Source organism: Corallococcus sp. CA047B (assembly GCF_003612065.1).
GTDB lineage: Bacteria > Myxococcota > Myxococcia > Myxococcales > Myxococcaceae > Corallococcus > Corallococcus praedator.
In genome coordinates this window covers 1-12,041 of the sequence record NZ_RAWD01000290.1, presented here as the reverse complement: position 1 = coordinate 12,041, position 12,041 = coordinate 1, and the positions used below count along the sequence as shown (strand labels likewise).

The following is a 12,041-nucleotide window of genomic DNA, read 5'->3' as shown; positions in this document are numbered from 1 at the left end:
CGCCTCGGAATCCACCTGCTGCTGTTGCCCAAGCAGCGCTCAGAACTCAACTGCATGGATCATCTGTGGCGCCCCCTGAAGCAACGCGTTTCCGCCAACCGTCAGTACCCCACGGTCGAGCAGCACGTCGGCGCCGCCATCCGCTGGGTGCTGGGCCTTTCTGCCCAGGACGCCCTCCGCAAGGCGGGCTGCCTCGCCGAGGGCTTCTGGCTACGCGATTTGTTAGAGAACTTCTGGCGACCTACTTAGCGCGGCCTCACCGAGCCGAAACGGGCGACGGGGCCTACAGATAGCCCTTCGCCCGCAGGTTCTGTTCGATGCGCGCGTGCACGTCCCCGGGCGTCAGCGTGAGCGACGTGCCGGTGATGCGCTCGTAGGCGGCCACGTACTTGGTGGCCAGGTCCACGCGCACGTCGTCAGGAATCGCGGGCAGCTCCCCGTGACCGGAGAAGTTCCGCTCGCGGATGAGCCACTGGCGGATGTTCTCCTTGTCCAGCATCCGCTGGTCCTCGCCCTTGGCGAAGCGCGCCTCGTACTCGTCCGCCACCCAGTAGCGGCTGGAGTCCGGGGTGTGCATCTCGTCGATGACGTAGAGCTCGTCGCCCACCTTGCCGAACTCGTACTTGGTGTCCACGAGGATGAGGCCGCGCGTCAGCGCCCACTTCTGGCCCTCCTGGAACAGGCCCCGCGCGGCCTCCGTGATGCGGGCCCAGTCGCGCGGCGTGGCGAGGTTGCGCGCGAGGATTTCCTTCTCGGAGATGGGCTCGTCGTGCTTGCCGTACTCGGCCTTGGTGGACGGCGTGAGGATGGGCGTGGGGAACGCGCTGTCCTTGCGCATTCCGTCCGGGAACGGCAGCCCGTAGGCGGTGTGCGTGCCCTTCTCGTAGTCGCGCCACAGGCTGCCGGTGAGGTAGCCGCGCACGACGACCTCCACGGAGAACGGCTCGCACGCGCGCGCCACGGTGACGTTCGCGTCGGGCACGTCCAGGACGTGGTTGGGGCAGATGTGCTTCGTGCGCTCGAACCAGAAGGCCGCCAGCCGGTTGAGCACCTCGCCCTTGAACGGGATGGTGGTGAGGACGTGGTCGAAGGCGGAGAGCCGGTCGCTCGTCACCAGGATGAGCTTGTCGCCCTGGCGGTAGGTGTCGCGGACCTTGCCCTTGTAGGGCTGGCCGAGCTTTGGCAGGTCCGTCTGCCGGAGCGTGTGGGAAAGCTGCGCGTGGAGGGCGGAGGTGTTCACGTCGGAGGCGCCTCGCGGCCCCGGCCACTCCGCCGGAAAGGGGCGGGAGCGGGGCCAGCTCATGAGGCGCGCGACTCTACTGGAGGCCCGCCGCCATGGAAGCAGGACCGTAGGCCGACGCCAGATAGAGGAACGCCGGGTTGATCCGCAGGATGCCGTCCACGTAGGCGACCGCGTACGGCGCGCCCGCGGCCCGGTCCACCTGCACTTCGCCCTCCGGGTGGATGTCCCAGAGCGCCAGGAGCGTGCGCGCGACCAGCTCCGCGGCCTCGCGCTCGGAGAGGCCCTGCAGGCTCTCCCGCCGGTCCTCCGGCCACCGCTCGGCGGCCCGGCCGTCGAAGACGAACTGGAGGCCGCTGCCCGCGTCCGGCGGCTGGAGCAGGTCCGCGCGGGCCTCGAAGCCCGGCGCCGCGACGAACTCGTTGCCCTGGATGATGGGGAACAGCGCCACGCCCTGCGCGGACTGCCCGGCTTCCTGCTCCGACTGGCGGGCAATGTCCCGGAACAGCTCGAAGCGCACGGCCGGGGACTCGAACTCCACCACCTCGGGCGAGCTGGTGAGCGCCTGCCGGGACGTCAGCGACGGACGCGAAGGCGTGCCCGTGCCACCACACGCGGTGGTGACGAGCGACAGCGACAGAAGCAAGCCAGGGACCCAGCGACGCATCAGCGGGAATATACCGATCACCCTGACGCACCACCAGCTAAACTCGGGGGCATGCGTCCAGGTGCGGAGCTCACCGTCATCCTTCATCAGACCCGTTCACCCGACAACCTCGGGGCCGTCTGCCGGATCATGGCGAATTTCGATTTCCAACGCCTCATCCTCTCCGAGCCCATCACCCGCGACTTCACCGGCGCGGAACGTCTGGCGGTCAAAAGCGACCACGTCCTCAAGGCCCTCACCGTCGCCCCGACGCTGGCGGAGGCCGTGAAGGATTGCGTGTACGTGGTGGGCAGCACGTCACGCACCCAGGTGGAGGGGCGGTCCCCCCTGACCCCGGAAGAGGCGGCGCGGCGGCTGGCGGAGGAGAGCAAGCGGGGCCGGGTGGCGCTGCTGTTCGGCGGTGAGCAGCGCGGCCTGTCCGACGAGGACCTGACGCATTGCGCGGACGTGCTCGTCATCCCCACGTCGGACGTGCAGCCGTCCATGAACCTGGCGCAGTCGGCGTCGGTGCTGCTGTACCTCTGCCACCGTCAGGGCGTGGAGCCTTCCGGCCCGCCGGCGGAGGAGCCCGGTGCGCGGCTGGGGACGCTCGGCGCGCTGAGCAAGCGCATGCGCGAGACGATGCTGGCGGCGGACTTCCTGAACCGGCAGGCGCCGGACCATGTGCTGCATGAGCTGGAGCAGACGTTGATGCGTTCGCGGCTGACCCAGCGGGAAGCGGAGCTTTGGCTCAACGCCTTCAAGCACCTGGGCCGCGCGGTGACGCCGGGGACCTCCCGCGAGTGAGGGCGGGAGGCGTGGCCGGCGCCACGTGAAGCGGGAACGACGGGCGACTTAAGCCGCCGCGTCCTTCTTGTACGTCTCCGCGTAGTGCTTCTCGCACAGGCCGCCCTTGAGGACCTTGATGCGGCACTCGGGCTTGGAGCACACGCGGTAGCGCGAGTGCGGCAGGTCGCCCTGGCGCCACTGCTTGTAGTGGAAGAAGCAGTAGTTCTTGGCGCGGTAGGGGCGCTTGCAGCCCTCCACGGTGCACGCCTTCTTGCCGTTGCCCTTGGCGGTGCGCGGCCAATGGGTGGACTTCTTCGTCTGGGTGGCCTCGGCCATGGTGCGGACTCTCCTGCGAATCGATGCGCGAAAACCCGCGGCGCCACGTGGGTGGACCCGCCGCAGTATGGAAGGCGCACGGTGTATCGCCCGATTTCGCGGAACGCAAGGAGGCTGGCGGCCCGGGAGGGCCCCGGAGGTCCGTCCTGTCAGGGGACGGGCGTGCGCTTCAGGGACCCGGAACCGCCCGTGCCCTGGACGCCCGCCTGCCCCGCGCTGGCACGCGGCACCGGGGAGAGCAGCTCTTCCAGCACGGACTGGGCCCCGGCCGGGCGTCCACCCGGAGCGGTGCCCGAGGCCAGGGTGGCCGGCGGGGCCTCCGCCTCCGCGAAGGGCAGGGCGTCCAGCTTCACCCGCATCGTCATGGGACGGCCCACCCGGCGCACCTGGAGGCGGATGTGCTGGCCCACGCCGCGAGCGGCCACCTGCCAGCGCAGGGTGTGGGCGCGCTCCACCGACCGGCGGTCCATGTCCAGGATGACGTCGCCGGCCCGCAGGCCCGCGCGGGCGGCCGGACTGTCCTCCACCACGTCCGTCACCACCACGCCCCGGCCGCGCGGCATCAGGTTGAACGCCGCGGCCACCTCCGGGGAGAAGTCCTGCACGCTGATGCCAATCCACCCTCGGCGCATGCGGCCGTGGGCCTTGAGCTGCGGAATCACCGTCTTCGCGATGTCGATGGGGATGGCGAACCCGATGCCCTGGCCGGACACGTTGACGGCGTTGGCCACCGCCACCACGTCGCCGTGCAGGTCCAACACCGGCCCGCCGGAGTTGCCCGGGTTGATGGACGCGTCGATCTGCACGTAGTCGAAGTCGCCGTCGCGCCCGTTGGGCGTCACGTCGGTGCGGCCCAGGTAGCTCACCACTCCCACCGTCACGGAGTGCGCCAGGCCGAACGGGTTGCCGATGACGACCACCCAGTCCGCGATGCCCACGTGGGACGCGGACGCCAGCTTCAGCACCGGCAGCTTCCGGGGCGCGTCCACCTTCAAGAGCGCGCAGTCGGTTCTCTCGTCCTCGCCCACCACCGTCGCGGGGAACTCCTCCACGTAGCCGTTGGCGCTGCGCACGGAGATGGTGACCTCGGAGGCCCCCTCCACCACGTGCGCGCTGGTGAGGATGTAGCCGTCCGGGTGGATGATGAAGCCGGAGCCGATGCCGCGCTGGGGCTCCTCGCCCTCCGGCACGTCGGCGCTGTCCTGGCGCGTGGTGATGGACACCACGGCCGGCATCGCCTTCCGGGCGACCTCACTGATGTTGGAGTGCTGCCGGGACACGGCGCGGTTCTGCGCCTCCATCCACAGCTTCGTATCCCGGGCCTCGGCGCGCGCCGTTGCTCCCAGCGCGCATGCCATGACCGCCACCTTGATGACGCCCCCGAACCGCGTCCAACCCATGGGCCCGCCTCTCCACCACCGTCCAACCCAACGCCCCGGCGCAAGGTATGAATGGTCCCGGGCGGACGGAAGGGGGCTGGAGTGCGATCAGCGAACGCCGAGCCTACTTCGGCGCCTACTTCTTCTTGGCGATGATGTTGTTGATGGCCGCGCGGTCCTCTTCGGTGATGCGCTCGCGCGGCGCGGCGGTGTTGGCGGACTTCTGGGACACGACCTGCTTCGCGTCGTCCAGCGCGCCCTCGAAGCCGTCCTTCACCTTGTCCATCGTGGAAGGGTTCACCGAACGCTTCCAGGTGCGCTCCATGTGCTCCAGCGGCGAGCGACCGTCCACCTTGCCCCGCGCCAGGAAGACGCCCAGACCCACCGCGCATGCCGTCCAGACCAGGAACTTCAACACGCCCATGATTCACATCCTCCTACGTCGTCTTACATCGTCTCCAATGCCATGGCGAGTTTCCGACCGGCGCGACGGGAGTCGCTGACAGGGGGGCGGGCGGGCCCTTAAGGTCCACGGCCTTGCTGCCCGAAGAACTCATCAGGGCCGCCCAGACACGGGCGGCGGGATTGGATGTGGGGCGGGGTGACGCGGCGCTGGAGCGCGTGCGGACCTCGGCCTCGGCGCTGTTCGCGAAGCTGCCGGAGCCCCCGGTGTACCGGCGGGCGGAGGACCCGACGCGCAAGGCGGCCCAGGCGCTGCTACCGGAGATGGAGCGGGTGCTGGCGGAGGCCTTCGCGGTGGCGCGCGAGCCGGCGGTGTCGCCGCTGGTGGACCGGCTGGTGGAGGCCCTGCGCGCGCACGCGGAGGCGCTGGTGCACACCGCGGACGGCCGGCTGGAAGCGGCGGAGCTGGCGTGGCGCCGGGCCCAGGAATTGGAGCGCGCGGCGCACCCCACGCGGCAGATGGTGGGCCCTCCGGCGCGGCCGCCGCCGGTGTTCGACAAGGCCAGTGGCCAGTCGCGCTACGACCCTCGCAACGCGGCGCAGGTGGGCGTGAAGCTCATGTGCCCCAACACCGGCTGCAAGCGGCTGGGGGACTACGCCTTCCTGCCGACGCACGCGTACCACCGCTTCGTGTGCCCGGCGTGCCGGGTGCCCTTCATGGCCTACTTCGGGGAGCTGAAGGGGCTGGAGGTGGAGATCCGCCGCAGCTCCAAGCGCTACCGCTTCACGGTGGACGAGGTGGGCAGCGCCGTCACGACGCGCATCGACTTCGAGGAGGCCGGCGGGCAGGAGTTTCCTGCCGCGCGCCGCGACCTGCTGGCGTTCCTCTACACGGAGCAGCGCGAGCTGAAGGTCGTGATGAACCACACCAACATGAAGCTGATGTGGGTGAGCCCCGCGGCCTCGTGCTTCGTGGTGACGGCGGCCTTCGGCGAGGGCGCGCCGGAGCTGGTGGCGTTCCGCGCGTACCGGGACGAGGTTCTCAGGAAGAGCCGGCTCGGTCAGGGGTTCATCGACGGCTATTATCACTGGGGACCTCCGCTGGCGGCCTGGGTGGTGCGTCGGCCGCGGGTTCGGGCCGGGGTGCGCTGGGCCTTGACGCGGGTGCACGGCCGCCTGACACGAAGGGAACGCGGATGACACAGCAGGCTGGGACCGAGGAACCGAAGCCGCCGGGCGCGCGCGGGGATGGCGCCAAGACGGCGCTGTCGGTGGTGGCGGTGCTGGGGTTGGCGGCGCTGGCGTTCCTGGGCGTGCGCGAGGGCCAGCGTGCGCGACTGGTACCGGATGGCGCGGCGCCGCCGGACTTCCAGTTGCGCAAGCACGAGGGCGGCTCGCTGGCGCTGACGGACCTGAAGGGCCAGGTGGTGATGCTCGACTTCTGGGCGACCTGGTGTCCGCCGTGCCGCGAGGAGATGCCGTCGCTGGTGAAGCTGGCGAAGGAGTACGAGTCCCAGGGGCTCGTGTTCGTGGCGGCCAGCCGGGACGAAGGCGCCACGGCGGAGCAGGAGGTGGACTACTTCCTCCGGCGCTTCCAGCCGGAGCTGAAGCCCTACGTCGTCTACGCGGACGACGACGTGGCGCGGGCCTTCCAGGTGAACGCGCTGCCCACGCTCTACTTCCTGGACCGCGACGGCAAGGTGACGGATGCCCAGCGCGGCATGCTGTCCGAGGACGGCCTGCGCCGTCGCATCGAGCGGGCGCTGAAGAAGTAGGTCCCGACGTGAGGTGGACGGTCCCGGGTTCGAGGGCCGTCCGCCGGGCTTCACGCGGCCTGACGCGGTGACGGGAGGAGGTGCTGCTCCCGGCCGTCCAGGCCCTTCGCGGTGATGGGAGGAGGTCGTCCTCCTGTCCGCGAGACAGCGGGACGGCCCGGATGCCGGACCGTCCCTGCCACCCCAGCTACTTCTTGCCGGCCGGCGTGCCCGCGTCCGGCGCGGCCTGTGGCTTCGGCGCGGTGGCCGGAGCCGGAGTCGCAGGCGTTCCCGCATCCGTCGCGGGAGGCCCGCCCAGCCCGGGCAGCGGCTGGGTGCCGGGCGGAGGCGGCTGGCCGTTGGGGACGATGGTCTCCTTCGGGCCGCTTTCGATCTCCGACTTCACGAGCTTGAAGTCGACGCGCCGGTTCTTCGCGCGGCCGAGCGCCGTGTCGTTGGTGTCGATGGGCCGGTCGAACCCGAAGCCCTGCGACGTCAGCCGCTTGCGGTCGATCTTCTTGCCGGCCAGGTAGTCGAGCACCGACTTCGCGCGCCGCTTGGACAGGTCCAGGTTGAGCGAACGCGAGCCCTTGTTGTCCGTGTGCCCTTCAATCTGCACCGGCCCCAGCGTCGGGTTCTTGGCGAGCACCGCCGCCACCTCATCCAGCAGCGGGTACGACTGCTTCTGGATGATCGCGGAGTTCGTCTCGAAGAGGATGTTGCCCTTGATGCGGATGCGGTCCGACTCCACGACCACATAGGGCGGGGCGTCGTACGGGCAGCCGTTGTTCTCCGGCGGGCCGGCCACGTCGGGGCAGTCGTCCTCGCCGTCCGGAATCTCGTCCATGTCCGTGTCCGGGCAGCCGTCGAAGTCCTTCAGGCCGGGCACGTCCGGGCACTTGTCCAGCTTGTCGATGATGCCGTCGCCGTCGGTGTCCTTGTCCGGCTCCACCGGGCAGCCCTTGGTCTCCACGGTGCCCTTCACGCTGGGGCACGCGTCGTCGCCGTCCGCGATGCCGTCGCCGTCGTTGTCCGGATCCGGGCAGCCGTCGTAGTCCTCGAAGTCGTCCTTGTCCTCGGGCTGCGTGGGGCAGCGGTCGAGCGTGTCGGGCACGCCGTCGCCATCCGAGTCCAGACCGGACGTGTCGTAGCGGACCGCCAGCATCACGCGCAGGGCCTCGCGGCCGTAGCCGGTGGTGACGTTGAGCCCGCGGCCCACGTCCAGCTCCACGCCCCAGTTGCCCCACACCTTCGCGCGCGCGCCGACGAGCAGCTCCCACGGCGTCTTGAGCGAATCCGACTGGTCGAAGTTGAACGGGCGCACCAGCGGCGTGCGCAGGTGCATTTCCGCCACGCCCTTCACCTCGCGAAGCCGACCGATGTCCGGCAGGTCCACGATGCCGCCCGCGCCCAGCGTCAGCTCGTCGTCCACGCGCAGGTTCAGGTACTGCGCCGCGGGACGCAGCAGCACGCCCGCGTTGCCGAGCACGCGCACGGGCAGGGGACCCACCTTCCAGTCCACGGCCAGGCGCGGGGCGAACACCACGCCGCGCTCACCCGTGAAGCTCTGCGCGCTGCCGGTGGGCAGCCGCACTTCCGTCACCACCGCGAGCCCCACCGGGAAGCGGTTCGGGTTCAGCAGGTTCACGCGCGGCAGCAGGCGGATGTCGCCCAGCGTGGTGCCGCTGACGCCCGCGGCGCCCGGGAAGTCCGGCGCGTTCAGCGCGTCCCCGAGCAGCGAGAAGTTGTCGCCCTGGATGAGCGTGACGGGCAGGTCCACGCCCAGCTCCAACCGCTCCAGGAGCTGGTAGGAGAACAGCAGGTGCGCATCCAGCCGGTACGGCAGCAGGTCGCCCAGCTTCTCGTCGCCCAGCTTGAGCGAGAGGATGCGCCAGTTGAAGTCGAGGAGCAGCGCGCCCCGATAGCTGCCCACCGCTTCCGCGGTGGCGCCTTCCAGCGCGATGCCGCTGGACTGCGCGGCCGTGGGCTTCACGGGAACGGCATCGAAGCCGCGGGAGAACGGATCGGGCTGTGCGTGGGCCGCTGCCGTGGTGAGCAGCAGGCCCAGGGCCGCGAGCCGGATGGCTGCGCCGCCTGCGGACCGGCTCCACGAAACGTGCCCGGAGTCGGGGCATTGCATGCTGAGGCTCTTAGCACCCACCTTCTCGGGCCGGAAGAAAAGCCACCCTTCCGGTGTGAGCTACAGCCCTGTGCCATTTATACAATTCGGGGTGCCCACGAGAGGAGCGAGCCCCCCGCCGCGAGGCGATGTGTCCTGTCGATTACGTCACAGTTCACGGCGGCCTTCCGGTTCCCCGGAGCGTTGGAGGCCATGCGAGAAACAGCGTCATGAATCGCTGGCTCCTGTGGGGATGTCTCCTGGTGGTGGGTTGCGGCACCCGTGAGTCGAACGTGCGGCGCGAGTCCCTCGCGTCGCCGGTGGCTGGATCCGAGAGCACGGTCGTCTTCGAGGGGAGCTGTGACGCGTCGGGCGCGGTGGAGCTGGGCGGCGGCCTGTTCGTGGTGGCGGACGACGAGGACAACATCCTGCGCATCTACGACGCGCGCCAAGGCGGCCGTCCGTTGAAGACGGTGGACCTGTCGCCGTCGCTGGAATTGCCGGTGAAGAAGAAGCCTCCGGAAACGGACATCGAGGCAGGCTCGCGGCTGGGCAACCTGGCCTTCTGGCTCACGTCGCACGGCCGCAACAGCTCCGGCAAGAAGCAGCCCGCGCGCCTGCGCTTCTTCGCCACGAGCGCCGGGGATGCGGAGCACGTGCAGCTCATCGGTCAGCCGTACACGCGGCTCCTGGAGGACCTGCTCGCGGCGCCGGGCCTCGCGCCGTACGGGCTGGTGGACGCGGAGCCGCTGCCGCCGAAGCAGGCCGGGGGCCTCAACATCGAGGGCCTGACGGCGATGCTGGACTCGCCCGCGATGCTCATTGGCTTTCGCAGTCCGCTGACGCAGGGCAAGGCGCTGGTGGTGCCGCTGCTCAACCCGGAGGCGGTGGTGCGCGAGGGCGTGACGGCGCGCTTCGGTGCACCGCGCTTGCTGGACCTGGGAGGCCTGGGCATCCGCTCGCTGTCGTCGTGGCGGGGCCGCTACCTCATCATGGCGGGGGCCACCGGTTCGGAGGCGCGCTCGCGGCTGTTCACCTGGAGGGGCGGGGATGACCGGCCGGCTCCGGTGGAGTCGGTGGACCTGTCGAGCCTCAACCCGGAGGCGTTCTTCACGCCGGACGCGTCCGACGAGGTCCTGCTCCTGAGCGACGACGGCACCGTGTCGTTGGACGGGGTGGAGTGCAAGCGCCAGGAGGATCCGGCGCTCAAGCGCTTTCGCGGCGTGTGGACGACGTTGCCGCAAAGCCCCTGAGCGCCGGATGGGCGCGCGGGTGCTAGCGCTCCATGAACTCCGCGGCCGGGACGACCTGGACGGCGTCCGGACGCACCGGCAGCTTCTGCTGGATGAGCGTCTCATCCAGCTTCAGCAGCTCCGGCGACTTGGGTGATGCGTACGTGATGGGAGAAGGCGCCCCCGACTTGAGCGTCTTCGCGAGCCCGTCCGCGTCCTCCGTGACGAACACGAACGCGAGCTTCTCCGGCTGGAGCTGCCGGCGCACGGCGGCGTTCACGGACTCCGGCGTCATCGTCTTCAGCGCCTCGCGGTAGGACTCCAGGAAGTTCGGCGTGCCGTAGAAGAGCGAGTCGATGGCGTACCCCAGCCGGCGCTGGTCGCTCTGCTCCCACAGGCGCGTGTAGCCCTGGAGGAAGCCGCGCACCAGGTCGAAGCGGTCCTGGGGCAGGGGCTCCTTCGACATCCGGTCCAGGAAGTACACCGCGCCGCGCGTGGCGAACACGCCATTGGCGGGCACCACGGGCCGCAGCCACAGGGACACATCCTGCTGGGTGCGCACCAGGTTGGTGCGGTTGAACGTGCCGTTGCCCCGGTCCTCGATGAAGTGCTCGGCGTAGGCGTAGTCGCCGTAGTTGAGGCCGCGCTGCTCGCGCAGTTCGTTGAAGAGCACGCCGACGAACTGACGGTGCTCGCCCAGGTTCGACAGCGCGAACGCCACCGGGAAGAAGTCCGGGTCGCCCCGGCGCAGCGGCGTGACGAAGCCCATGCTCACGGCGGTGGAGAGCGTGGGCTTCTGGAGGATGAGCGTGCGGCCGGCGGAGGACGGCACGGGCGGCAGCGCCACGCGGGGCGCCCCCGTGGCGGGCAGCGCGGAGAGGCGCGAGGTGACGGTCTGCTGGAGCGCGGCGTCCACCGGGCCCGCGAGCCCGATGACGAGCCGGTCCTGGGTGAAGACGCGGCGCGCGTGCGCCTTCACATCGTCAATCGTGAGCGACTGGAGGCCCTGCACGGTGCCGCCGGTGAAGTGGGCGTAGGGGTGGCCCGCGTAGAGCAGCGCGTCCAGGCCCACCTTGCCCAGCGTCTCGTCGTCCTCGCTGCGCAGGCCGTTGCGCACGGCATTCAGCGCGTTGGCGCGCAGGCGCTCGAACTCCGCGGGGTCGAAGCGGGGCTCCAGCAGCGTGTCCGTGTACAGCTCCAGGAAGCGCGGCAGGAAGTCCTTGTGGACGCGGCCGGAGAGGGTGGTCATCTCCTTGTCCGTGACGACCGTGAGCTCGGCGGCCATCGGGTAGAGCGCTTCGAGCAACTGCGCGGCGGTGAGCTTCCGCGTGCCGCCCTCCGCCATCAGCTTCGCGGTGAGGAAGGTGAGGCCCTCCTTGCCCTTCGGATCATCGATGGAGCCCGTGTGGAACACGAGCCGCAGGCTGACGAGCGGCGTGTCCTGCCGGGCCTGCACGACGAGCTCCATCGGCTTCGGCTGCTTCAGCGGCACGGCCGGCACCGGCGCGGTGGTCTTCGCGGTGTCGGTCGCGGCCGGAGGCGTCGTGGGCGGCGCGGCTTCGGGCATGGGCTTGGGGGTGGAGGCGCAACCGGCGAGGGACAGCGCGGCGGCGAACACCAGGGACACGGACGGGTTGGACTTCAGCATCACGGCGTCCCTCCGGCGGCGGGCTTGGGGGTGAGGGTGAGGACGGTGAGGTTCGAGTCGATGAGGTACTTCTTCGCGAACGCGGTGAGCTGCTTCGGCGTCACGGCGCCCAGCTGCTTCAGGTAGCTGGCGAGCGCGTCGGGCGGGCCCATGACGCCCGCGTAGAAGGCCAGGTCGATGGCCACATCGCGCGGGGTGTCCATGCCCATGAGCAGGCCGTAGCGCAGGTGGTCCTGGATGGCCTTCACGCGTCCAGCGTCCACCTTGCCTTCGACCAGGGCCTTCACGTCGCGGCGCAGGGTCGCGTCCACGGCGGCGCGGTGCTTCTCGTCCTGGAGGGTGGCGTCGATGGGGAACAGGTACGGGTCGCGGTGGGGCGAGGTGGAGACGGACAGCGACTCGACGAGCTGCTTCTCCAGCACCAGCTCCTTGTAGGCGGGGCTGGTGTCGCCGACGAGGTACTCGGCGAGGATGGACTGGATGGCGGCGTCGGGGG

General features: G+C 70.3%; 12 protein-coding genes and 1 pseudogene. 5 read left to right on the top strand and 8 right to left on the bottom strand.

Annotation, left to right across the window (positions count from 1 at the left end):
• A pseudogene (locus tag D7X74_RS43215) lies at nt 1-249 on the top strand (hypothetical protein); the annotation flags it as partial.
• 34 nt (nt 250-283) lie between these two features.
• Here the strand turns inward: D7X74_RS43215 and D7X74_RS32580 are convergent.
• Nucleotides 284-1,240, bottom strand: coding sequence for a phosphoribosylaminoimidazolesuccinocarboxamide synthase (locus D7X74_RS32580; RefSeq protein ID WP_120536909.1), 957 nt, complete (start codon nt 1,238-1,240; stop codon nt 284-286).
• A 76-nt stretch (nt 1,241-1,316) separates the two neighbouring features.
• Nucleotides 1,317-1,886, bottom strand: a complete 570-nt coding sequence (locus D7X74_RS32575; protein ID WP_233602355.1) for a hypothetical protein — start codon at nt 1,884-1,886, stop codon at nt 1,317-1,319.
• A 72-nt stretch (nt 1,887-1,958) separates the two neighbouring features.
• Between D7X74_RS32575 and D7X74_RS32570 the strand changes: the two genes are divergently transcribed.
• On the top strand, nt 1,959-2,693 hold the full coding sequence (locus tag D7X74_RS32570; RefSeq protein ID WP_120536907.1) for an RNA methyltransferase: 735 nt from the start codon (nt 1,959-1,961) through the stop codon (nt 2,691-2,693).
• A 48-nt stretch (nt 2,694-2,741) separates the two neighbouring features.
• Here D7X74_RS32570 and D7X74_RS32565 read toward each other — a convergent pair whose 3' ends face one another.
• The 3 genes from D7X74_RS32565 to D7X74_RS32555 all read right to left on the bottom strand — a co-directional run bounded on the left by D7X74_RS32565 (nt 2,742) and on the right by D7X74_RS32555 (nt 4,814).
• Nucleotides 2,742-3,011: a vegetative protein gene (locus tag D7X74_RS32565; protein WP_120536906.1), complete on the bottom strand. Its 270-nt coding sequence runs from the start codon at nt 3,009-3,011 to the stop codon at nt 2,742-2,744.
• Between the two features lie 149 nt (nt 3,012-3,160).
• Nucleotides 3,161-4,411: a S1C family serine protease gene (locus D7X74_RS32560; RefSeq protein WP_120536905.1), complete on the bottom strand. Its 1,251-nt coding sequence runs from the start codon at nt 4,409-4,411 to the stop codon at nt 3,161-3,163.
• 115 nt (nt 4,412-4,526) lie between these two features.
• Entirely contained in the window at nt 4,527-4,814 is a 288-nt protein-coding gene (locus tag D7X74_RS32555) for a hypothetical protein (RefSeq protein ID WP_120536904.1), read from the bottom strand.
• A gap of 113 nt (nt 4,815-4,927) precedes the next feature.
• On the opposite strand from D7X74_RS32555, the gene D7X74_RS32550 reads away from it, so the two are divergent.
• Nucleotides 4,928-5,992: a CFI-box-CTERM domain-containing protein gene (locus D7X74_RS32550; protein WP_120536903.1), complete on the top strand. Its 1,065-nt coding sequence runs from the start codon at nt 4,928-4,930 to the stop codon at nt 5,990-5,992.
• Nucleotides 5,989-6,567, top strand: a complete 579-nt coding sequence (locus D7X74_RS32545; protein ID WP_120536902.1) for a TlpA disulfide reductase family protein — start codon at nt 5,989-5,991, stop codon at nt 6,565-6,567. Before D7X74_RS32550 ends, D7X74_RS32545 begins: the two co-directional genes overlap by 4 nt.
• A 187-nt stretch (nt 6,568-6,754) precedes the next feature.
• Here D7X74_RS32545 and D7X74_RS32540 read toward each other — a convergent pair whose 3' ends face one another.
• Nucleotides 6,755-8,686: an OmpA family protein gene (locus tag D7X74_RS32540; RefSeq protein WP_120536901.1), complete on the bottom strand. Its 1,932-nt coding sequence runs from the start codon at nt 8,684-8,686 to the stop codon at nt 6,755-6,757.
• 209 nt (nt 8,687-8,895) lie between these two features.
• Between D7X74_RS32540 and D7X74_RS32535 the strand changes: the two genes are divergently transcribed.
• Nucleotides 8,896-9,918, top strand: a complete 1,023-nt coding sequence (locus tag D7X74_RS32535; RefSeq protein ID WP_120536900.1) for a DUF3616 domain-containing protein — start codon at nt 8,896-8,898, stop codon at nt 9,916-9,918.
• 22 nt (nt 9,919-9,940) lie between these two features.
• On the opposite strand, the gene D7X74_RS32530 is transcribed toward D7X74_RS32535, so the two are convergent.
• Nucleotides 9,941-11,545, bottom strand: a complete 1,605-nt coding sequence (locus D7X74_RS32530) for a pitrilysin family protein (RefSeq protein ID WP_120536899.1) — start codon at nt 11,543-11,545, stop codon at nt 9,941-9,943.
• Nucleotides 11,545-12,041: pitrilysin family protein (locus tag D7X74_RS32525; protein ID WP_147446760.1), on the bottom strand; the 497-nt coding region annotated here is incomplete at its 5' end. The genes D7X74_RS32525 and D7X74_RS32530, both read right to left, overlap by 1 nt.